The organism is Pseudomonas sp. JV414, from assembly GCF_032424305.1.
Classification (GTDB): Bacteria; Pseudomonadota; Gammaproteobacteria; order Pseudomonadales; family Pseudomonadaceae; genus Aquipseudomonas; species Aquipseudomonas lini.
In genome coordinates, this window is record NZ_VYKC01000018.1 from 37,878 (window position 1) to 59,217 (window position 21,340).

Consider the following 21,340-nt stretch of genomic DNA (forward strand, 5'->3'; position numbering starts at 1 on the left):
GGATGTTTCTAATGAAGCGACTATTCTGCTTGGCCGCGATTGCGACCGCATTGATGGGGCACAGTTTTACCGCACAGGCGGCAGGTGTGGAGTTCGGGGTCGGCCAGACCAGCGATTCGACCATGACCTACCGATTGGGGATGCAATTCGACTGGGACAAGAGCTGGTTGCAGAGTGACATCGGTCGCTTGACCGGCTACTGGAGCGGTGCTTACACCTATTGGGATGGCGATGAAACGTCGAGCAATCACAGTTTGTCGTTCTCGCCGGTGCTGGTGTACGAGTTTGCCGGTCAGACCATCAAACCCTACATTGAAGCGGGTATCGGTATCGCGGTGTTTGCCAACACCGAAGTCGAAGACAACAAACTGGGCAGTGCCTTTCAGTTCGAAGACCGTTTCGGGTTTGGTCTGCGCTTTACCGGCGGACATGAAGTAGGGATTCGCGCCACGCACTATTCCAATGCCGGGATCAGCAGCCCGAACGATGGCGTAGAGAGTTACTCGCTGCATTACACGATGCCGTTGTAACTTCAAAAGCTTCGCGGGCAAGCCACGCTCCTACAGGTTAGTGACTTCCTGTGGGAGCGTGGCTTGCCCGCGATGGCGTCAGTTCTGATGATACATCTCTAAATTACCGATACGCCGTCGCAATCCCCTGGCGTTCGGTGATGCATTCCGGTGCGCCCATTTCGAACTCCCGGCAGATCAGCGGACGTTTTTCGTAGATGGTGCACATCATGCTGTTGCGATCCAGCGCGGCGCACCAGCCGTCATCCAGTCGCAGCATGACTTCCCCGCCCCAATCATCGGTATCGATAAAACGCTCGGGCACACCGGTGTCGGTGATCAACATGACTTCAAGCTGGCAGCAGCAGGCCGCGCAGGTCGAGCAGGTGACCGCAGGTTCGGCGATTTGCGTGTGGGGAATGGTTTTCATGGCGCGCAGTGTAAGGCAGTGGGCCCACGCTGTGTGAAAGGCCTGACGGACGCTCAGGCTTCACGGCAGATCCTCGACCGGCGGATTGTTTCGCTCCATGCGCTTGTCGATTTCCAGTCCCGTCTGGCCGGGCTTTTGCGGCAGAGGCCAAAGGACAGGCATGAGCAGTTCCGGTAAGGAGAGCTCCAGTGGGCGATGCTTGAGCATGTCGAAAAGGTATCGCGCAGCGTTGTCCGCCGACCAGTCGAGGTGTTGTGGAACGTCATTGCTCAGGGGGATATCGATAAGTCCTGGGCTGACTATGGTCATTTCGATGTTTTCCGGCTCCACGTCGGTGCGCAAGGACTCGAAAAGATGACGCAATCCGGGCTTTGAATCGCCAAAGGCTTCGGCCCGTGGCAGGGGCAACCAGGTCACCGAGCTGGCCATGCCCACCAGATGCGGCGCAGTGCCCGCCTGCAGCAGGGGCCGGGCTGCTTCGATGCAATAGCTGCTGGCCAGCAGGTTGGTACGCACGATGTGCTCGATGATTGACGAGTCGAACTGGCTGACATCGACATATTCGCAGGTACCTGCGTTGAGGATCATGGTGTCCAGAGAACCCCATTCATTGGCAATCTGCTCGCCGATTTCACGCACCCGTTGGCCATTGGTCAAATCACCCTCGACCACCAGCACTTGTCCGGGATAACGCTGAGACAGGGCTTCCAATGGCGCCAATGAGCGGGAGCTGACAGCCAGGTGGGCACCGGCTTTCAGTATTTCTTCGGCCAAAGCGGCACCAATACCGTTGCTGGCGCCGGTCAACCAGTATCGTCTTGGAGGTGTGCGACTCATCCCAATTCCTTTTTTTTAAACCAGATAATTTCCCGGCTGTGTTCATCACGCAATGCTGCGGCTTCAAATTAATTCCGGTGGTGATAACCCCTGTCGCGACGGCAGGTTCTTGAACGCGGCCAGGGCCCGTTCGCGGGAAGTGCTCAGGTTAACGATCGGCGATGGGTAATCTGTCACACCGAATAATCCGTCGAGTCTCGCGCGATTATGCAGGTCTTTTTTGTTCATTTCATTGATCTGCGGCAACCAATGCTTGATGAAAACCCCTTCGGCATCGAACTTTTCCGACTGGCTCAGGGGGTTGAAAATCCGGAAGTAGGGTGCCGAATCGGTGCCGGTGGACGAACTCCACTGCCAGCCACCGTTGTTCGCCGCCAGATCGCCGTCAATCAGATGCCGCATGAAGAAACGCTCGCCTTCACGCCAGTCGATCAGCAGGTTTTTGGTCAGGAACATTGCCACGACCATGCGCAAACGGTTGTGCATCCAGCCGGTCTCCAGCAATTGGCGCATGGCAGCATCAATGATCGGCAGGCCGGTACGGCCTTGTTGCCAGGCCTTGAGATCTTCCGGGGCGTCACGCCAGGCCAGGGCTTCGGTTTCCGGGCGAAAGGCGCGGTGCCGAGAGACCCGTGGGTAGCCCACCAGAATGTGTTTGTAGAATTCGCGCCACAACAACTCGTTGATCCAGGTGACCGCGCCGACCTTGCCGCTTTCAAACTCCCCCTGATTGCTTCGCAACGCAGCGTGCAGACACTGACGAGGGGAGATGACCCCAGCGGTGAGATAGGCCGAGAGCCGGCTGGTGCCGGGTTTTGCCGGGAAATCGCGCTCGCTGTGGTAATAGTCGATCTGCGCGTCGGTAAAGGTCTCGAGGCGGCGTCGGGCCTCGGCTTCACCGGCCGGCCAGAGAGCACGCAAACTGTCGCTGGGCGTGTCGAAACCCTCGACACGAGAGGGCGGTTCGTCGCTGGCGATACCCAGCGGCGCCTGAATGGCGGGGGCGCTAACCAATCTCGGCAATGATGCATGCAAGCGTTCGTAGCAGACTTTGCGGAACTGGCTGAAGACCTGGAAATAGGTGCCGGTTCTGGTCAGCACGGTGCCAGGCTTGAACAACAGTTGATCGAGGTAGCGGTAAAAGTCGATGCCTTGGGCTTTCAGGGCTTGGGCCACCGCGGCATCACGACGGGTTTCATGAATGCCGTATTCCTCGTTGACGTGCACTGCGTCGATCCTCAATTGCTGGCACAACTCGAGCAGGACCTTCGGTGCCTCATCCCATCGGGACGCCGTGCGAATCAGCAGCGGGATGTTCAGGGCGTCCAGTGCGTGGCGTAATTCGTTCAGGTTGCGCAGCCAGAAATCCACTTTGCACGGCGCATCGTCATGCGCCAGCCATTGCTGCGGACTCAGCAAATACACCGCCACACTCGGACCGCGGGCTGCGGCGGCCGAGAGGGCGGTGTTGTCATGTAGACGCAAGTCGCTGCGCAGCCAGATCAATTGCATGGTGGTATCCGCACGATCCATTAAAAAAGCGTCATTAAATGAGCCCACGCTGAATCAGGCCCTGATGGGCCGACAACGGGTCTTCGGCCAGGGACAAATCAGCAATGGCGGTGGTTTTTGCGGATAACTCGGTGTGGTGAATGCGCACCGTTGATCCGGCAATCATTTTTGGGCAGCTGACGCCACTCAATAGTTTCATCAAATGCGAAAGATTCATGGCTTTGCTGGAATACAGCAGTACGCCGCGGGCTTGCAGGTGATCGACCGCCAGCGCAAGTTCGCCAGCGGGGAGCGGCCAGTCGAAGACTTCCACCGGGCAATCGACGCTGCTGATCAGCCAGGCCGTGAGCCACAGATAAGGCTCCAGTGGCAGGTCCGAATGATTGATCAGCAGCAGCGGCGCGGTGCGTAACTGACGGTTGTTATGGTAGATCCTTGCGCCGAATTTGCTGCGCAACCAGGAATAAACAAATACCCGCTCCATCTGCGCGCCGAACTGGCCTTGCCAGCGTTGTTCCAGTTCCGCCAGCAACGGCATCAACAATCTTTCACACAAGGTGCGTGGCGGATACAGCGCCATCGCCTGATTCACCGTGTCATCGAGGGTACGTTCGGCTAGCTGAGTGACCGCTTGCAGCAATGTCTGGCGCAGCACCAGCCAATCGTTCCCGATGGGGTCGGTAAGCCCTTGAGGCGTGTCGAGCAGTTGTTTGACCTGGCTGACAGCCACGCCGCGATTGAGCCAGGTGAGGATCGTCAGGATCCGTTGAACGTGTTCGGCACAGAACAGCCGATGCCCCTTGGGCGTACGCTGGGGCACGATCAGCCCATAGCGCCGTTCCCAGGCGCGTAAGGTGACGGCATTGACCCCGGTTTGCCGGGCCACTTCACGAATGGGCAGCCAACCAGCGTCCAGGGCCTTCTTGAAGTCACTGCCAAGGTCTTCGCTGGCGCGGGTGTCCGGTGGATTTTTCATTAAATCGCGTTTCGCAGGCTGAGGTTTTCCGGGTGCGGTTGCAGGTAAACCTGTTGCGCAATGTATGGATTCGGGTGTTGGCGAAAGTAGTGTTTGAGCAGCGTCAATGGCACCACCAACGGCACGATTCCCTGGCGATACTGGCTGATGACGTGCCGCACTTTCTGTTTGTCTTCAGGGCTGATGGCTTGTTTGAGATAGCCGCTGAGATGCTGCAGCACGTTGGTGTGGGTGCGGCGTGTGGCGCATTTTTTCAGGGCCGCCATCAGCTCGCTGAAATAGCGCGGGCCGAGTACTTCGAGATCAGTCTGGCCCATGTTGCCCAACAAGTTGCCCAGGGTTTTGTATTGCACCGGGTTGTGGGCCATCAGCAGGTATTTGTAGCGCGAGTGGAAGTCAGTGAGGCCGCGTCGGGTCAGGCCTGTTTGCAGTAACTGCTGCCAGGCGTTGTAGGCGAACACGCGGGTGAGGAAGTTGTCCCGCAGCACCGGGTCGTTGAGGCGGCCTTCTTCTTCCACCGGTAAATCAGGATGCAATGCACAGAAGGCTTGGGTGTAGATACCACGGCCGTTGTAGCGCACCTCGGCCCCCATCAGGCAGGCGCTGATGGTGATTTTCGGTTTCATGGTTGTAGGGGGCATAGGAACGCCTCGAATCCAGATCTGTACAGATTATTAGGTCTGTACAACATGACTTCATCATAGATTCAAAGGTGTACAAGTCAAATTTTTTGTATAAGTTTTTGCGGGGCTGCTGTCCATGTTGACAGCAGCGATGGGCTGGGCTTGATTCAATTCACTGCAGGTGTTCGTGCAGCCTGCGGGCTGCTTCCTGACCACTGAGCCAGGCACCTTCGACACGGCCAGACAGGCACCAGTCGCCGCATACATACAGACCCAGATCGGCATCGGCCAGAACACCCCATTCATGACTGCTGGCCGGCCGGGCATACAGCCAGCGGTGAGCGAGGCTGAAGGTTGGAGCAGGCATGGCGTCGTGCAGCAGTTCGGCAAAGGCACCGTGCAATTGCTCGATCACGGCTTCCTTGGGCAGATCGATATGCTGCCGGCTCCAGGCACTGGTGGCGTGCAGCACCCAGGTATCGAGGGTGGTGTCGCGTCCCGGTTTGCTGCGGTTGCGTGCCAGCCAGTCGAGAGGACTGTCCTGCACGAAGCAACCTTCGATGGCGGTATCCAGTGGCGTGTCGAACGCCAGGGCGACGGCCCAGGTGGGTTCCATTTTTACCCCGGCAGCGGCCCCGGCGAGCTTCGGTGCGGCCGCCAGCAGCGCGGTAGCCTGAGGGGCTGGCGTGGCAATAACCACATGGCTGAACGGGCCGTGAGTGAAGCCGTCGGCGTCTTGCAGATGCCAATGTTCTTCACCGCGATAGACCTCGGTGATGCGGCAGGCGAAATGCACTTCCAGATCCCCGAGCAGGCCGCGTGTGATCGCGCTCATGCGTGGTGTGCCGACCCAGCGTGTCTGTTCATCCGGCGAGGGGCTGAGCTGGCCGCCATGGAAGGTATAGAGCTGTGGCGTCCACACGGCGACCCAGCCGTTGGCTTGCCAGCGCTGGACTTCGGTGACAAAGCGACGGTCGCGGGCAGTGAAATATTGCGCGCCCATGTCCAGAGCACCCGCATCGCTGCGCTTGCTCGACATGCGTCCGCCACTGCCGCGGCTTTTATCGAAAAGTTGAACGACATGCCCGGCCTCCGTAAGGGCCTGGGCGGCTGAGAGTCCGGCGATGCCGGTGCCGATGATTGCGATAGGTACAGTCATAGGGGCCTCGTTTACCTTTCTGTACAGACTACGCCGTGGTTCAAACCTGTACAATATTGTTTTTTGGTATAACTTTTAGCGTCCTCGTTCTGACAGCTTGGCCTATTGTTAAGCTCAGAGCCTGCCCAATACCAAAGATCCCTGCTTATAAAAATAGACTAGTGATCAGGGTTAAACGCCACGCGAGGAAGATGTCATGCACATATTGCTGACCGGCGGTACTGGTTTGATAGGACGTCAGCTCTGCCAGCACTGGTTGAGCCAGGGACATCGCCTGACGGTCTGGAGTCGCACGCCTGCAAAAGTCGCCAAAGTCTGTGGCACTCAGGTTCGTGGAATCGCACGCCTTGAGGACCTGGGTCAAGAACCGGTGGATGCCATTATCAACCTCGCGGGCGCACCGATTGCCGATCGGCTCTGGACGCACAAACGCAAGGCGTTGTTGTGGAGCAGCCGGATCACCCTGACCGAAACCCTGCTGGCCTGGCTCGAAAGCCGCGAGCAGAAACCGCAGGTGCTGATCTCCGGCTCGGCAATCGGTTGGTACGGCGACGGTGGCGAACGGGAGTTGACTGAAGAATCGCCACCGGTCATCGATGATTTCGCCAGCCAGTTGTGCGTCGCCTGGGAGGAAACCGCGCAGCGCGCCGAAGCCTTGGGCATTCGCGTGATCCTCATTCGCACCGGGTTGGTGCTGTCCGCCGAGGGCGGCTTTTTGTCGCGGCTGTTGTTGCCGTTCAAACTGGGGCTGGGCGGGCCGATCGGCAGTGGTCGGCAGTGGATGTCGTGGATTCATATCAAGGATCAAATCGCCCTGATTGATTTTCTTCTGAACCGCAATGAGGCCAGCGGTCCATATAATGCCTGCGCGCCCAAGCCGGTACGCAATCGTGAATTCGCCCAAACGTTGGGTAGCGTGTTGCATCGTCCGGCGTTCATGCCGATGCCAACTCTCGTGTTGAAGGTGGGCCTGGGCGAGTTGTCATTGTTGTTGCTGGGTGGCCAGAAGGCCATGCCGGCTCGCTTGCTGGAAGCGGGCTTCACTTTCCAGTTCACCGATTTGCGCGCGGCGTTGGACGATCTGTCCAGCCGCCTTAAGAAATAGGACGTTGCATGACCGATCACGCGTTGCTTCTGGTCAACCTGGGTTCACCTGCTTCCACCTCGGTGGCGGATGTGCGCAGCTACCTCAATCAATTTCTGATGGACCCGTATGTGATCGACCTGCCGTGGCCGGTGCGGCGTTTGCTGGTGTCGTTGATTCTGATCAAGCGCCCAGAGCAATCGGCCCACGCTTATGCGTCGATCTGGTGGGCGGACGGCTCGCCACTGGTGGTGCTCAGCCGTCGTCTGCAACGGGCCATGACCGCGCAGTGGACCCACGGGCCGGTGGAACTGGCGATGCGCTACGGCGAGCCATCCATTGAGTCGACGCTGGTTCGTCTGGCGGCTCAGGGTCACAAAAAAATCACCCTGGCGCCGCTCTATCCGCAGTTCGCCGACAGCACCGTGACCACGGTGATCGAAGAAGCCAAGCGAGTGGTGCGGGAGAAGAAACTCGACGTGCAGTTCTCGATTCTCCAGCCGTTCTACGATCAGCCGGAATACCTCGATGCCCTGGTGGCCAGCGCTACGCCATATTTGCAGCAGGATTACGATCACCTGCTACTGAGCTTTCATGGTTTGCCGGAGCGGCATCTGACCAAGATCGACCCCACCGGTCACCATTGCTTTAAAAGCGAAAATTGCTGTCAGAACGCTTCACCGGAAGTATTAGCCACTTGCTACCGCGCTCAGTGCCTGCGCACTGCGTCAGAGTTTGCCAAGCGCATGGGCCTGCCGGACGGCAAGTGGTCGGTGTCGTTCCAGTCGCGTCTGGGCCGGGCCAAGTGGATCGAACCCTACACCGAAGCGCGCCTCGATGAGTTGGCCAAAAGCGGCGTGAAGAAAGTCCTGGTGATGTGCCCGGCGTTCGTCGCCGATTGCATCGAAACCCTGGAAGAGATCGGTGATCGCGGCAATGAGCAATTCCGCGAAGCGGGCGGGGAGGAGTTGGTGTTGGTGCCGTGTCTCAACGATGATCCGCAGTGGGCCAGGGCGTTGAACGCATTGTGTGAACGGGCGCCGTTGGCGCTTTAAAAGCATCGCGGGCAAGCCCGCTCCCACAAGGTCAGCGCAATACCTGTGGGAGCGGGCTTGCCCGCGATGGCGTTCTTGAGACCTGCTTAGATCAGCGGCTCTTCCGCCTGCTTGTGCTTCCAGCTGTCATGGCCCGGCAGCAACAGGTTCAGCGCAATCGCCACCACCGCGCACAGCGCGATGCCTTTGAGGCCGAAATCGTCCGGGCCGGTGCCGGTGCCGACCAGCACACCGCCAATCCCGAACACCAGCGTCACCGAGACAATCACCAGATTGCGTGCTTCACCCAGGTCGATCTTGTGGCGAATCATTGTGTTCATCCCCACCGCAGCGATCGAACCGAACAACAGGCAGAGAATCCCGCCCATCACTGGCACAGGGATGCTTTGCAGCAGGGCACCGAACTTGCCGATGAACGCCAGGCTGATCGCAAAGATCGCCGCCCAGGTCATGATTTTCGGGTTGTAGTTTTTGGTCAGCATCACCGCGCCAGTCACTTCAGCGTAGGTGGTGTTGGGTGGGCCGCCGAACAGACCGGCCGCGGTGGTGGCAATGCCATCGCCGAGCAAGGTGCGATGCAGGCCGGGCTTCTTCAAATAATCGCGACCAGTCACGCTACCCACTGCAATCACGCCGCCGATGTGCTCAATGGCCGGGGCCAGGGCTACCGGAACGATGAACAGAATCGCCTGCCAGTTGAATTCCGGCGCCGTGAACTGTGGAATCGCGAACCACGGTGCAGCAGCAATCTTCGCGGTGTCGACCACCCCGAAATAGAACGCCATGGCGAAACCCACCAACACGCCGGAGATGATCGGCACCAGGCGGAAAATACCTTTGCCGAACACCGCGACAATCAAAGTGGTCAGCAGCGCCGGCATCGAGATCAACATCGCCGTCTGGTAAGGAATCAGCTCGGTACCGTCGCCGGCCTTGCCCATCGCCATGTTGGCGGCGATCGGCGCCATGGCCAGGCCGATGGAGATGATCACCGGACCAATCACCACTGGTGGCAACAGGCGATCGATGAACCCGGTGCCTTTGATCTTCACGGCAAGGCCGAGGAAGGTGTAGACGAAACCCGCCGCCATCACACCGCCCATGGTCGCCGCGAGGCCAAACTGGCCCTTGGCGAGAATGATCGGCGTGATGAAGGCAAAGCTCGAGGCGAGGAACACCGGCACCTGACGCCCGGTGACGATCTGGAACAGAATCGTCCCCAAACCCGCGGTGAACAGCGCCACGTTCGGGTCGAGGCCGGTAATCAACGGCATCAACACCAGGGCACCAAAGGCCACGAACAGCATCTGTGCACCCGACAGCACTGTGCGCCAGAGCGGATCGTTGAACTCTTGCTGCATGCTCAAGCGTCCTTCTGCTTGGTGCCGAAGATCTTGTCACCGGCATCGCCCAAGCCTGGGATGATGTAACCGTGTTCGTTGAGTTTTTCGTCAATGGAAGCGGTGTAGATCATCACGTCCGGGTGAGCTTTTCCTACAGCGGCAATACCTTCAGGAGCAGCCACCAGGACCATCGCACGGATGTCCTTGCAGCCGGCCTTTTTCAGCAAATCAATGGTGGCGACCATGGAACTGCCGGTGGCGAGCATCGGGTCGATGATCATCGCCAGGCGTTCGTCGATTTCCGGTACCAGTTTTTCCAGGTAGGTGTGGGCCTGCAGGGTTTGTTCGTTGCGGGCCACGCCCACGGCGCTGACTTTGGCGCCCGGGATCAGGCTCAGCACGCCTTCGAGCATGCCGATACCGGCACGCAGGATCGGCACCACGGTAATTTTCTTGCCGGCGATTTTCTCCACCGATACCGTGCCGCACCAGCCTTCGATGTCGTAGCTTTCCAGCGGCAGGTCTTTGGTGGCTTCATAGGTCAGCAAGGCACCGACTTCCTGAGCGAGCTCACGGAAATTCTTCGTGCTAATGTCGGCGCGGCGCATAAGGCCAAGTTTATGGCGGATCAGCGGATGGCGGATCTCGAGGATGGGCATGGGAAAGGCTCCGGGGGCGGGCAAAAAAAACCGGCCCAGATTAATCTATCCGAGGGTGTTGTCCTATAGACATATAGAACGTTAGTCCACAAACGCTTGATCTGGCCGTGCGGGATGCGTACCTTTGCCCGCTTTTCCTTTGTCCGTCCCCCCTTGGAGAGCGCCATGTCCGCTGATCTCGAGCATATCCGTCAAATCATGCGAGAGGCTGACTGCCTGTACACCGAAGCTGAAGTCGAGGCGGCCATCGCCCGCGTCGGTGCACACATCAACGATCAGCTGGCTGAAAGCAATCCGGTAGTGTTTTGCGTGATGAACGGTGGGCTGATTTTCTCCGGCAAGCTGCTGACCCATCTGAGCTTTCCGCTGGAAGCGTCCTACCTGCACGCCACCCGCTATCGCAACGAAACCAGCGGCGGCGACCTGTTCTGGAAAGCCAAGCCGGAAGTCTCGTTCATCGACCGTGACGTGCTGATCATCGACGACATCCTCGATGAAGGTCACACCCTGGGCGCGATCATCGACTTCTGCAAACACGCTGGCGCCCGCGCCGTGCACACCGCCGTGCTGATCGACAAGGACCACGACCGCAAGGCTCGCCCGGACCTGAAAGCCGATTTCGTCGGTCTGCCGTGCATCGACCGTTACATCTTCGGTTATGGCATGGACTACAAAGGCTACTGGCGTAACGCTAACGGGATTTTTGCTGTTAAAGGCATGTAACTCCCGACGCGAATTCCTGTTGGAGCGGGCTTGCCCGCGATGGCGTCAGTGCATTAAGCATTAATGTGTCAGACAGATCGCTATCGCGGGCAAGCCACGCTCCCACAGGGATCTGTGTCCATAGAAATATCTTCGTACACCCATGCTAGAGTGCTCGGCCCCGCCCCCGGAGCCTGTCATGAGCCTTTTGATCCGCAGCTGCGCCACCCTGTTGCTGACCCTCAGCCTGCCCTTGGCCGCCGCCCCGTCGCCGATGCATGCGCAGTTTTTACCCCCGGACGACCTGACCCTGCGTGACGCTGAACCCGAGCAGCAGCAACTGTTGCAGGTCACCGAGTATTCGGTGGTGATCGGCAGCCAGCGACAGTCCAACCAACAGCCGATCCCGGTCACATCGCCATTGCTGATCCGCCTCAAGGGCAAATCCTTGAACAAGGGCGCGACCATCAGCCAGGTGCTAGTCAACTTCGATGGCGAAAGCAAAAGCCTGAAAAAGCCGATCTACGACGAGAAGCGCAAGACTCTGACGCTGTTCTACCCAATGGCCCAATACCGGGTGGTGATCGATTTGTTGCGCAATGACACGGTGTATTGCCAGTTCCTCAGCTACGCCAACGGCCATGTCTGGGCCGATTTGCACACAGGCAGCGTTCGTCCGCGTTGAGCCCGGCGCTAAGGCAGGGGTAAACTGCCCGCCCCGTGAAATGTCTGCGAGCTGGAGTCGGCAATGCGTAAAGATAAGAAGCAAGTGATTGGTGACGAGATCGGCGATGAGCAGATCAAGCTGTTCCTCGATTTTGAGCCGGTCGATGCCACTTCACCGTCGCTGCACAAACTGATCAAGGCGTACCGTGGCCTGCGCATCGATGACTTCGAGCGTTTTCTGACGTTCTTTGTTGAAGCCGGCCTGGACCTGGATGGCAAGGATGAGCACGGCAATGACTTCGTCGCCCTGATCAAGGATCAGCGCAACGCCGCCGAGTACATCGAGCTGATCAGCAAGGCTCGCGGTTAACCTCAGGCACACTGGTTGTTGCCCTGAATTGGTTAGTGCTTGTGCTGGCCCCTTCGCGAGCAAGCCCGCTCCCACATTTGATTTGTGTACGCCGATCATTGTGGGAGCGGGCTTGCTCGCGAAGGCGGTGTAACTAACACCGAGGATCTTAAGGCCATCTGTTGCACAGCCCATAAAAAAACGCCCCGCCCTCAATGAGGACGGGGCGTTTTTTATGCGGCCGAATCAAGCGTAGCTTTCGGTCTCGTTACTGGCTTCAACCAGTTCCAGCGCGACATTGTTGTGCGCATTGATCTTGCGATACAGCGTAGCGTCGGTTTCCAGAACCTTTTCCCGAGCCGGGAAAATTTCCGCCAGTTTGGCAGCCCATTCGCCTTTGGCTTTGTTCGGGAAGCATTTCTCGATCAGTTCCAGCATGATCGAAACAGTCACCGAAGCGCCTGGCGAAGCGCCAAGCAGGGCGGCAAGGGAACCGTCCTTGGCCGCGACCAGTTCGGTACCGAACTGCAGAACGCCGCCTTTCTTCGGGTCTTTCTTGATGATCTGTACCCGTTGGCCGGCCACTTCCAGGCGCCAGTCTTCGGCTTTCGCTTCAGGGTAGAAACGACGCAGGGATTCCAGGCGCTGTTCCATCGACTGCATCACTTCACTGACCAGGTACTTGGTCAGGTCCATGTTGTTTTTGGCCACCGCCAGCATCGGGCCGATGTTGCCGGCGCGAACCGACATCGGCAGGTCCATGAACGAACCGTGCTTGAGGAACTTGGTGGTGAAACCGGCGTAAGGTCCGAACAGCAGGGACTTCTTGCCATCGACCACGCGGGTGTCCAGATGCGGCACGGACATCGGTGGCGAACCTACCGCAGCCTGGCTGTAAACCTTGGCCTGGTGGTGCTTGACCACTTCCGGGTTGTCGCAACGCAGCCATTGGCCGCTGATCGGGAAACCGCCGAAGCCTTTGCTTTCTTCGATGCCCGAAGCTTGCAACAGTGGCAGTGCCGCACCGCCGGCGCCAAGGAACACGAACTTCGCATCGACCTCACGGGTATTGCCGCTGTTGACGTCCTTGATGCTGACAGTCCAGCCACCGTTGTTGCGCTTCAGGCCAGTCACACGCTTGCAGTACTTGACCTGGGCATCGGGTGCGCTGGTCAGGTGCTGGAGCAGTTGGTTGGTCAGGGCGCCGAAGTTGACGTCGGTGCCGTTCATCACGCGGGTGGCGGCGACAACTTCGTCAGCCGGGCGGCCCGGCATCATCAACGGCATCCACTCGGCCATGGTGGCCTTGTCTTCGGTGTATTCCATGTCCGAGAAGGCGTGGTGTTTGCTCAGTGTCTTGAAACGTTCCTTGAGGAAGGAGACGCCGTCGTCGCCTTGCACGAAGCTCAGGTGCGGCACCGGGCTGATGAACGACTTGCACGAGCCGAACGTGCCTTTCTTGGTCAGGTAGGACCAGAACTGCTTCGACACCTCGAACTGGGTGTTGATGTGCACGGCTTTCTTGATGTCGACGGTGCCGTCGGCGGCCTGTGGCGTGTAGTTCAGCTCACACAGCCCGGCGTGACCGGTACCGGCGTTGTTCCACGGATTGGAACTCTCCGCGGCACCGGAATCCATCAGCTCGACGACTTCCAGCTTGATCGCGGGGTCGAGCTCTTTGAGCAGTACAGCAAGGGTGGCACTCATGATGCCGGCCCCAACCAGTACTACGTCGACTGCTTCGTTATGCGCCATTTAACGCGTCTCCAAAATCTGCAGCACCAAATTGTCGGCATAGCTGCCAGGAGTGACGGGGCGTGTCAGTGATGCCCCAGGTACCCATGGCCAGGATCGCCATGTCCGAATCTTCGCAATTTTTTGCAACTTCGACGGATGCATGCGGCCTGGCCTCAAGAGTCACATGAACTCATTTCGGCACGCGGCTGGCAATTCGACTTATGGTCGAGACATCCGTTTGTGCAACCAAATCCGTAGCGGACAGGCTTCAGGCTCCGGTGTTCGAGGAATACTCGGTCCTGTGTCGTTGGGCTGTTGTAGACGCTAATGGTGCATGTTCAGACGCAAAACTATTCATTGCTCGCCACACTCTTGTGAAGTTGTGAAAACCCGTTTTTTTCACGCTCTTTTGAAGACGTGAACCTCAAAAAAGGGCTGTCCCAGCCTGGCACCGTGCCCGGATGGATTGCCGCCATGGGATACATGACAAGCAAAACGGGCAAACAGCTCAGTGACCGAGCGTAATGACAGCTCTGCAGATTCGCGAAAAGTGGTGTTTTTGCTTAGGGAACAGCAAGCGCGCCAGCTTCACTCGATCTGTGTGGGCGGCTCTCTGTGGGCGGTGCGGGGGTGTCAATACCGAGGCATTAACGATGCTGCGAGGCCCGATCAGGAGACGTCCTTATAATCGGGGGGAGATTGTAACGAAGAAACGCAGGGAAATGGTCGTGTTTAATGACTTTTATTAGGCGTCCGGTCAGGTGGTCAACAGTTGTTGCGCACGCACACGTGGCTGGCGCTGGCTGACACGGGCGCTGGCGGGCAGGGGATGGTGCAGCCAGTTGAGGCGGATTTCTTCGATTTCGACCCAGCCATCGCCCATGGGCTGCAGGCTGCACTGTTTGAACGCCTGGCAGCGACCATTGCGGTCGAGCAGGGCAAAGCAGCGATGCAGTGGGCGTGGCGCGAACATTGAGATGAGAAAACGCATGGCAAAGTACCTTGTGGGGTGACTGCTGTGAAGGTTGCCAGTGAGCCATGACGTGCATGTGTAAGGTCGGTGACAGATGTGTGACAGGAACCGTGCTGTGCCGGGTTTGTCAGAGATTTCAGTAATCGTTGCTGGACGCTAGTTCGCCGCAGTGGCGCACCGCTATACTGCGGGCCTGTTTGTGCCTGATTCTGGAGAGAAGAGCATGTTGCAACGCCTGTTGTTCGGTTTGATCACTGTGACCAGTTTGACCCTCGTCGGCTGCGCCCACAGCCCGCAACAACTGAACCCGGAACCCAAGCTGACGGCTCAGTTGGCGCCGGTCGGCCGTGGTCAGCCGGTGGTGGTGCGTGTGGTGGACGGTCGTCCGTCGCCAACGCTGGGAACTCGTGGTGGTCTGTATCCGGAGACCAGTGCGATCACCGTGCAGGGCGCGCAGATTCTGCCGAAGTTGCAAGCTCAGGCTGAAGCGGCCGTGCGCTTGCTGGGCTTTACCCCCACGGCCAATGCGCTGAATGCACCGCAATTGACGGTGACCCTGGCCGAGCTGAAGTATCAGTCGCCCAAAGAAGGCATGTACGTGACTGAGGCAACGATTGGCGCGACATTCCGTTCGGATGTGCAGAATGCCAACCGTCGTTACAGCGGTCGTTACGGTGCGTCGCTGGATCAGCGTTTTGGCATGGCGCCGAATCAGGAAACCAATACCAAGCTGGTCAGTGATGTGTTGAGTGATGCGTTGACCCGCTTGTTCAAGGACCCGACGATTGGTCAGGTGCTTGCCGAGTAACGTTTGCGGCTTGTTTAAAGAACCCGGTGTCAGTGATGGCACCGGGTTTTTTTGTGCCCGCAGATCCATTGTGGGAGCAAACCTGCTCACGATGCACCTGTAGGAGCGAGGCTTGCCCGCGAAGACGGCCTGACAACCGGCCAATCCCTCGCAGATGCACACGATTCAATTATGTGATTCTGCTCGCAATGGTGGTGTGTCAGGCAACATCCACGTTGAATGTGAGAAAGCCTTCGCGGGCAAGCCTCGCTCCTACAGGGCACGACGCTCAAGCCGCCTCCGAATAAAAATCCAGAACACTCACCCCCGTCAGCAAATCCGTCTCCGGCAAGTCCGCATGTTGATGCCCACCCAGCGCGCAATACACCAGCCAATGCCGGTCTTGTACGTTGAAGGCGAGGCTGCCGACTAAGGTTTGTTGTTCGTCGCTTGGGGCAATGAGGTAGAGGCGGTCCTGGTTTTCGGCGTGGAGCATGACGGGGTCCGTGTCGGTTTCGAGGGGCGACAGACTGGCGGATTCAGATGACGGCGCCGTGACACAGGACAGTAATCGGCTAAATGGTTTCGTTATTTGTCGGAAAGCCGGGGCAGGTCGGAGCGCTTTCGGTAGAATCCGCGCCGTGGTCGTCGGTCCGGCGTCTGCTACACCGGTTAGCCTGAGGTTTGTGATGTCGCTGCAATTGATTTCGCTTCTTACTTCTCATCCCGCCAAATTGATCAACTTGCTGGCCTTGCTGTTCGCCTTCCCGGGCGGCTGGTTGCTGCACGCCACCCGTCGTCGCGAACAGCGCGCCATGGCCAGTATCGAGGCGCAGCGCCAAAGTCGTCCCAGTGAAGAGCCAACGCTGGATTGGGCGACCCTGCGCATGAACCGGTTTTTCTACCGCTTCGGTTTCGCCTGCCTCGGGATGGCGTTGCTGGTGTCGTGGATCAGCACTCGCGTCTGAAAATCAAAAGATCGCAGCCTGCGGCAGCTCCTACGGGGGATTGTGCATACAGGTGGGATATCGGGTGTACTCGGTCAATGTAGGAGCTGCCGAAGGCTGCGATCTTTTGATCTTGCATAAAAGAAACGGCGCCCGAAGGCGCCGTTGTCATTTCCAGCCATTGCCTTACAGCGGCAACCCGGCCTTCACCCGATACTGATTGCGCACCGGCGTCGCATATTGCAGCACCAGGAACGGACGATGCTCCTCAGGGCAGGCATCCAGGCGACGCTGCCATTCTTCCTGAGCCTTGGCCAGTTCATCAGCCGCAAACACCTCGGCCGCTTTCGGCACCTGCAGTTGCGGGTCGGCGTCTTTCCACTGCGCATAGGCCAGGTAGTGCACCGGGAACAACCGGTAACCACCAAGAATCTGCTTGTCCATCTCGATCGCCAACTGCTTGGTGTCTTCGAACAGCTCGGTGATCGGCGCGGCGAAGTTCACGTGGACCCGGCCTTTGTAACCGGTGATGCCTTTGGCGATGCTCACGTCATCCTCGCCCGGCACCTTGGTGTAGCTGCCGGTGGTGGCGCGGATGTACAGCTCGCGGGCCTTGGCCTGGTCGCACGGGTCGTATTCGTAGCTGATCGACACCGGAGTGAGGTTCAGCGAGCGGATGACTTCGCCGAACGGCTCGTCCTTGCGGCTCATGTGGAACATCTTGAGGATCGCCGACTCGGTACGGTCGTCGCCATCCTTGGCCCGGCCTTCGGCCTGGGCGATCCAGATCGAGGCGCAGTCGTTGCGGATCGAGTGGTTGATGTACGCCGACAACAGCTGATACGCCGCCATTTTTTCCCGGCGGCCGGTGATCGAACGGTGCACGATGAAACTCTTGTTCAGACGCATCAAATCGCTGACAAAAGGCTTTTGCAGCAAGTTGTCACCAATGGCAATGCGCGGGGTCGGCAGGCCGGCGTGGTACACGGCGTAGTTGACGAAGGCCGGGTCCATCACGATGTCGCGGTGGTTGGCGATGAACAGGTAGGCGCTGCCGGACTTGAACTGCTCGACGCCGGTGTAGGTGACACCGTCGGTGGCGCGCTCGATGGTGTGGTCGACGTAAACCTCGACCTTGTCTTGCAATGTGGCCACCGAATTGACGCTGGCGAACTCACGGCGCAGCCGATGAGCTATAAGAGGTTTGAGCATCCAGCCGAAGGCACCGGCATAACGCGGGAAGCGGAAGTGGATGAGGATATCTAGAAGCGCCTTGTCGCCGAGCAGCCGTGCCAGCACCGCTGGGACTTCGCTGTCGTCGTAAGGTCGGATGGCATCGAATTCGCCCATCATGCTCTCTTGTTAGAAACGGCTAGGGTAAGTAAAGGTTTTGATCGAAAACCAACGGGGCACGGTCTGAAAAGTTAGCCAGACGAAAATAGCCCTGCAAATAGACCGGCGATTATACGCACAAGTCACCTGGGAGACCGCGATGCTGGAAACCGAGCGCTATGAATGCCCGTATTGCGGTGAAGAGTCTGAGGCTGTTCTGGACTTGTCCGGCGGCGATCAGACCTATATCGAAGATTGTCCTGTGTGTTGCCGTCCCATTACTTTTGTTTTGCAGACTGACGGTCATGAATGGTTGCTCGAAGTTCACAGCGAAAACGAGTGAGGGTCTATGCAGCGCATCTACGAACCGGAAAACCTGATGGAAGGCGAGTTGCTGCAAGGCATGCTCGCCAGCGAGGGCATCGAGGCGCATCTGGTTGGGCGTGATTTGGTCGGCGGCACCGGGGAGTTGCCGATGTTCGGCTTGCTGGGCCTGTCGGTCGATAACGATCAGGCTGAATACGCCCGAGAGCTGATCACCGCGTACAATGCCGCGCTGCCGCTGTCCGGCGATGAACCGGACAGTTTTCCGGGCACGCTGGTCTGTTAGGCTGACGTTCGTTTGATCAAGAGTCGTATTGCCCCATGTGTGGACGTTATGCCCTGTTTCGCTGGAACCCCGCCTTCGCGGCCCTGCCCGGATTCCCCGCCGATCAGCAGGCCCAGTGGAATATCTCCCCCAACGATTCGGTGTTGATGCTGCGTGCCGGCGCAGATGGGCAACGTGAGTTGGCCCGCGCCCGCTGGGGCCTGACGCCGCCGTGGCTGACCGACCTGTCCCGCACCCCGGCCCATGCCCGCGCCGAAACCGTGGCCGAACAACCGATGTTTCGCGAAGCCTTGCGCCTGCGTCGTTGCCTGCTGCCGGCCAATGGTTTCTACGAATGGCGCGGCACCACGCGCAAACGTCCGTACTGGCTGACTCCGGGGGAGGGTTCGGCGCTGTTCTTTGCGGCGATCTGGGAGGCGTATCCGGTGCAGGAGCAGGTGTGGTTGAGCACGGCGGTGATCACCCAGCCGGCCTCGAGTCAGCGTCGACCGTTGATTCTCGATGCGGCGGGGCAGGAAGCCTGGCTCAACCCCGAAACGCCGTTGCATGCCTTGCAGGCATTGCTGGCCAGCGAACCCGCGGCGTTGCGCGAGCGGGTGCTGGCAAACCTGGTGAATGATCCGAAGCTCAATGGGCCGGAGTGTTTGACCCCCGGCTGATTAGTTGTCTGGGTTGACGTCATCGCGGGCAAGCCCGCTCCCACAGGGATTTATGGTGTTCACAAAACCTGTGGGAGCGGGCTTGCCCGCGATGGGGCCTTCGGATCAAACCTTGAACTGATTGATCAACCGCCGCTGCTGCTCTGCCAACTTGGTCAAGTCCGCACTGGCCGCGCTCGATTCATCCGCTCCGCCCGCCACTTCATTGGCCACTTGCCCGATGTTGATCACGTTACGGTTGATGTCGTCCGCCACCGCGCTCTGTTCCTCGGCCGCGCTGGCGATCTGGGTGTTCATGTCGTTGATCACCGACACCGCCTGCGTAATGGTCTCCAGCGCCTCGGCCGCTTTTGCCGCGTGCTGCACGCTTTCGTCGGTGCGGTTCTGGCTGTCTTCCATGACCCGCACCACATCGCGGGTGCCTTGTTGCAGGTGCTGGATCATCGTCTGGATTTCTTCCGTGGCCTTCTGGGTTTTCTGCGCCAGGTTGCGCACTTCATCGGCCACCACTGCAAACCCACGACCCTGCTCACCGGCACGGGCGGCTTCGATGGCGGCATTCAAGGCCAATAGATTGGTCTGCTCGGCAATGCCGCGAATGGCCGTCAGGATCGCATTGATGTTTTCGCTGTCCTTGGCCAGGGTCTGCACAACGCCGACGGCTTTGCCAATTTCCACCGCCAAAACGCCAATTGAATTCGACGTATCCCGGACGATTTGCATGCCTTGCGCCGCTGCCTGATCCGCATGGCTGGCGGCTTGCGCGGCCTGAGTGGCATTGCGCGCGACATCCTGGGCGGTGGCGGTCATTTCATGCACGGCGGTCGCGACCTGATCGATCTCGGCCATTTGTTTATGCACGCCGATGTTGGTGCGAATGGCGATGTCGGCGGTATGTTCCGATGAGTCGCTGACGCTCTGCACCGACGTCACCACTTGGGTAATCATCGCCTGCAACTTGGCGAGGAAGGTGTTGAAGCCTTTGGCTATCGAGCCCAATTCGTCGGCGCGGTCGCTGGTCAGACGACGGGTCAGGTCGCCTTCGCCTTGGGCAATATCGTCGAGCATCGCGACCATTTGCTTGAGCGGCCGCGCAATGCCGTGGCCTACCAGCCAGATCACCAACAAACCGATACCGGCGATCAACAGGCCGACCATGGCCATGCCAAAGGTGTCGGATTTGCGCTGTGCGTCCAGGTCGCCCTGAAGTTTTTGCAGATCGGCCATCACCGCGTTCAGCGGCAATTGCAGCATCAAGGTCCAGCGGGCGTCGGTCTGGCCGATGCCGAAGGGCAGGTACAACTCGATCCGGCCCTGGGCCTTGTCGACGGTGTAAGTCACTTCGCCGCGCTTGAGATTGGCCATGTTGGCAATCTGTTTGCTGTCGAGAATGTCACTGACCTTTTCGCCGAATTTGCTTGGGTCTTTGGTGTAGGCGACGATGCGGCCGTTACCACCGATCAACGCCATTTCCCCAGCGCCGCTGTACAGTTTCTGATTCGCGCCCAGGAGCATGTCCTGGATGAAGTTCACCGACAGGTCGGCGCCGACGATGCCCTGGAAGGCCCCGTTGAGCATGATCGGTTCAATGAAAGAGGCGAGCATGACGATCTTGTCGCCGACCTTGTAGGGCGCCGGATCGATCACGCAGGATTTTTTGGTTTCTTTGGAGCACAGGTAGTACTCGCTGGCGCGCACGCCGGTGGAGAGTGTTTTCTGGTCGTCGACGTCCACCAGTTTGTCCAGCCCCAGGCTGCCGTCTTCGTTGCGGAACCACCACGGCAGGAAGCGCCCGTTGCTGGCGTCGATGCCGACCACTGGGGTGTCGACGTAGGCCGCATCGTTGTGGTCGAGGGCGTTTTTTTCCCAACCGATGTAGGTGCCGAGAATTTTCGGGTTCCGGGCGACGTTTTCCTTGATCAGGCTAATCAGTTGCTCACGGCTCAGGCTCAACTGTGGCTGGCCATCGGCGCCCGGGGTACCGATCAACGCGTTCACCCGCACCAGCCCGCCGGCGATCAGCAGCGGTGCTTCGAGTTCGCGCTGGATCTGGCTGACCTGGGTTTGCGCCAGCGAGGTCAGGCGTTGTTCGATGACTTGCTCGAACTGCGCCTGAGTCCGTTGCTGGACCATGTCTTGGGTCCGGGCGCCGGAAAACAGCGCGTACAGCACCAAAGCGGCGACGACGCTGAGCACAATGGCGCCGGCCAGGGCGGCAACGGAAAACTGGATCGACTTGAATTTCATGAGTGCTCCGCACGCAAGAGGACGTCTGCGGTGCTGTATCGGCAGGAAGCTGGAAGGTCATGAACGACCCATGACGAATTGGCTGTTTTGGAGTGCTGGATGTCGCAAATGAATCATTGCTGACCGTGATCGGCCGTGGCGGGC

The 21,340-nt window shown here is 58.9% G+C and carries 23 protein-coding genes and 2 pseudogenes; 11 read left to right on the plus strand and 14 right to left on the minus strand.

Annotated elements, in window-relative coordinates; translation table 11 throughout:
- Positions 1-11: 11 nt before the first annotated feature.
- Entirely contained in the window at positions 12-530 is a 519-nt protein-coding gene (locus F6R97_RS19450) for an acyloxyacyl hydrolase (RefSeq protein WP_038981583.1), read from the plus strand.
- A gap of 103 nt (positions 531-633) precedes the next feature.
- Here F6R97_RS19450 and F6R97_RS19455 read toward each other — a convergent pair whose 3' ends face one another.
- From F6R97_RS19455 to F6R97_RS19480, 6 genes and pseudogenes are all read right to left on the minus strand, one after another.
- Positions 634-939 carry a YkgJ family cysteine cluster protein gene (locus F6R97_RS19455; RefSeq protein WP_007905822.1) on the minus strand — a complete coding sequence of 102 codons (306 nt, stop codon included), beginning with the start codon at positions 937-939 and terminating at the stop codon, positions 634-636.
- Positions 940-999: 60 nt separating this feature from the next.
- Positions 1,000-1,776 carry an SDR family oxidoreductase gene (locus tag F6R97_RS19460; protein ID WP_315866950.1) on the minus strand — a complete coding sequence of 259 codons (777 nt, stop codon included), beginning with the start codon at positions 1,774-1,776 and terminating at the stop codon, positions 1,000-1,002.
- A 63-nt stretch (positions 1,777-1,839) separates the two neighbouring features.
- The gene (gene phrB, locus F6R97_RS19465) at positions 1,840-3,288 is read right to left on the minus strand and encodes a deoxyribodipyrimidine photo-lyase (protein WP_048397790.1); all 1,449 of its coding nucleotides are present in this window, start codon (positions 3,286-3,288) and stop codon (positions 1,840-1,842) included.
- A gap of 34 nt (positions 3,289-3,322) precedes the next feature.
- On the minus strand, positions 3,323-4,264 hold the full coding sequence (locus F6R97_RS19470) for a MerR family transcriptional regulator (RefSeq protein ID WP_038981585.1): 942 nt from the start codon (positions 4,262-4,264) through the stop codon (positions 3,323-3,325).
- Positions 4,264-4,836, minus strand: a pseudogene (locus F6R97_RS19475) (YbgA family protein); the annotation flags it as partial. The gene F6R97_RS19470 and the pseudogene F6R97_RS19475, both read right to left, overlap by 1 nt.
- A 223-nt stretch (positions 4,837-5,059) precedes the next feature.
- The gene (locus F6R97_RS19480; protein ID WP_315866952.1) at positions 5,060-6,046 is read right to left on the minus strand and encodes an NAD(P)/FAD-dependent oxidoreductase; all 987 of its coding nucleotides are present in this window, start codon (positions 6,044-6,046) and stop codon (positions 5,060-5,062) included.
- 196 nt (positions 6,047-6,242) lie between these two features.
- On the opposite strand from F6R97_RS19480, the gene F6R97_RS19485 reads away from it, so the two are divergent.
- Entirely contained in the window at positions 6,243-7,151 is a 909-nt protein-coding gene (locus F6R97_RS19485) for a TIGR01777 family oxidoreductase (RefSeq protein WP_038981588.1), read from the plus strand.
- An 8-nt stretch (positions 7,152-7,159) separates the two neighbouring features.
- Positions 7,160-8,185, plus strand: a complete 1,026-nt coding sequence (gene hemH / locus F6R97_RS19490) for a ferrochelatase (protein ID WP_050682681.1) — start codon at positions 7,160-7,162, stop codon at positions 8,183-8,185.
- Positions 8,186-8,271: 86 nt separating this feature from the next.
- Here the strand turns inward: hemH and F6R97_RS19495 are convergent, their stop codons facing one another.
- Together F6R97_RS19495 and upp are read right to left on the minus strand one after the other, a co-directional pair.
- Complete coding sequence (locus tag F6R97_RS19495) at positions 8,272-9,546, minus strand: uracil-xanthine permease family protein (RefSeq protein WP_038981590.1); 1,275 nt, start codon at positions 9,544-9,546, stop codon at positions 8,272-8,274.
- A 2-nt stretch (positions 9,547-9,548) separates the two neighbouring features.
- Complete coding sequence (gene upp, locus F6R97_RS19500) at positions 9,549-10,187, minus strand: uracil phosphoribosyltransferase (RefSeq protein WP_008011992.1); 639 nt, start codon at positions 10,185-10,187, stop codon at positions 9,549-9,551.
- A 165-nt stretch (positions 10,188-10,352) separates the two neighbouring features.
- On the opposite strand from upp, the gene F6R97_RS19505 reads away from it, so the two are divergent.
- The 3 genes from F6R97_RS19505 to F6R97_RS19515 all read left to right on the plus strand — a co-directional run bounded on the left by F6R97_RS19505 (position 10,353) and on the right by F6R97_RS19515 (position 11,925).
- The gene (locus F6R97_RS19505; protein ID WP_315866953.1) at positions 10,353-10,910 is read left to right on the plus strand and encodes a hypoxanthine-guanine phosphoribosyltransferase; all 558 of its coding nucleotides are present in this window, start codon (positions 10,353-10,355) and stop codon (positions 10,908-10,910) included.
- A gap of 178 nt (positions 10,911-11,088) precedes the next feature.
- Complete coding sequence (locus F6R97_RS19510; RefSeq protein WP_050682682.1) at positions 11,089-11,574, plus strand: hypothetical protein; 486 nt, start codon at positions 11,089-11,091, stop codon at positions 11,572-11,574.
- A gap of 63 nt (positions 11,575-11,637) precedes the next feature.
- Complete coding sequence (locus tag F6R97_RS19515; protein ID WP_038981593.1) at positions 11,638-11,925, plus strand: PA4642 family protein; 288 nt, start codon at positions 11,638-11,640, stop codon at positions 11,923-11,925.
- 225 nt (positions 11,926-12,150) lie between these two features.
- Here the strand turns inward: F6R97_RS19515 and mqo are convergent, their stop codons facing one another.
- On the minus strand, positions 12,151-13,659 hold the full coding sequence (gene mqo, locus F6R97_RS19520; protein ID WP_315866954.1) for a malate dehydrogenase (quinone): 1,509 nt from the start codon (positions 13,657-13,659) through the stop codon (positions 12,151-12,153).
- A 739-nt stretch (positions 13,660-14,398) separates the two neighbouring features.
- A complete protein-coding gene (locus F6R97_RS19525) occupies positions 14,399-14,632 on the minus strand; it encodes a hypothetical protein (RefSeq protein WP_038981595.1) in 234 nt (77 codons plus the stop codon).
- A 205-nt stretch (positions 14,633-14,837) separates the two neighbouring features.
- Between F6R97_RS19525 and F6R97_RS19530 the strand changes: the two genes are divergently transcribed.
- Positions 14,838-15,422 carry a YajG family lipoprotein gene (locus F6R97_RS19530; RefSeq protein WP_038981596.1) on the plus strand — a complete coding sequence of 195 codons (585 nt, stop codon included), beginning with the start codon at positions 14,838-14,840 and terminating at the stop codon, positions 15,420-15,422.
- A 268-nt stretch (positions 15,423-15,690) separates the two neighbouring features.
- Here the strand turns inward: F6R97_RS19530 and F6R97_RS19535 are convergent, their stop codons facing one another.
- Positions 15,691-15,897: a hypothetical protein gene (locus F6R97_RS19535; protein WP_038981597.1), complete on the minus strand. Its 207-nt coding sequence runs from the start codon at positions 15,895-15,897 to the stop codon at positions 15,691-15,693.
- A gap of 193 nt (positions 15,898-16,090) precedes the next feature.
- On the opposite strand from F6R97_RS19535, the gene F6R97_RS19540 reads away from it, so the two are divergent.
- Positions 16,091-16,369: a hypothetical protein gene (locus tag F6R97_RS19540; protein ID WP_038981598.1), complete on the plus strand. Its 279-nt coding sequence runs from the start codon at positions 16,091-16,093 to the stop codon at positions 16,367-16,369.
- A gap of 165 nt (positions 16,370-16,534) precedes the next feature.
- Here F6R97_RS19540 and F6R97_RS19545 read toward each other — a convergent pair whose 3' ends face one another.
- On the minus strand, positions 16,535-17,698 hold the full coding sequence (locus tag F6R97_RS19545; protein WP_173667516.1) for a 1-acyl-sn-glycerol-3-phosphate acyltransferase: 1,164 nt from the start codon (positions 17,696-17,698) through the stop codon (positions 16,535-16,537).
- 142 nt (positions 17,699-17,840) lie between these two features.
- Here F6R97_RS19545 and F6R97_RS19550 point away from each other — a divergent pair, with 142 nt between their 5' ends.
- Genes F6R97_RS19550 through F6R97_RS19560 form a run of 3 tightly spaced genes read left to right on the plus strand, consistent with a single transcriptional unit; the run spans position 17,841 to position 18,949 of the window.
- Positions 17,841-18,023, plus strand: coding sequence for a CPXCG motif-containing cysteine-rich protein (locus F6R97_RS19550; RefSeq protein WP_007905243.1), 183 nt, complete (start codon positions 17,841-17,843; stop codon positions 18,021-18,023).
- Positions 18,024-18,029: 6 nt separating this feature from the next.
- Positions 18,030-18,290 carry a putative signal transducing protein gene (locus F6R97_RS19555; protein ID WP_038981600.1) on the plus strand — a complete coding sequence of 87 codons (261 nt, stop codon included), beginning with the start codon at positions 18,030-18,032 and terminating at the stop codon, positions 18,288-18,290.
- A 35-nt stretch (positions 18,291-18,325) separates the two neighbouring features.
- Positions 18,326-18,949 carry an SOS response-associated peptidase gene (locus tag F6R97_RS19560; RefSeq protein ID WP_038981601.1) on the plus strand — a complete coding sequence of 208 codons (624 nt, stop codon included), beginning with the start codon at positions 18,326-18,328 and terminating at the stop codon, positions 18,947-18,949.
- A 105-nt stretch (positions 18,950-19,054) separates the two neighbouring features.
- On the opposite strand, the gene F6R97_RS29655 is transcribed toward F6R97_RS19560, so the two are convergent.
- Together F6R97_RS29655 and F6R97_RS29660 are read right to left on the minus strand one after the other, a co-directional pair.
- The gene (locus tag F6R97_RS29655) at positions 19,055-19,897 is read right to left on the minus strand and encodes a methyl-accepting chemotaxis protein (RefSeq protein ID WP_390176107.1); all 843 of its coding nucleotides are present in this window, start codon (positions 19,895-19,897) and stop codon (positions 19,055-19,057) included.
- A 12-nt stretch (positions 19,898-19,909) separates the two neighbouring features.
- A pseudogene (locus F6R97_RS29660) lies at positions 19,910-21,196 on the minus strand (HAMP domain-containing protein); the annotation flags it as partial.
- Positions 21,197-21,340 lie beyond the last annotated feature (144 nt).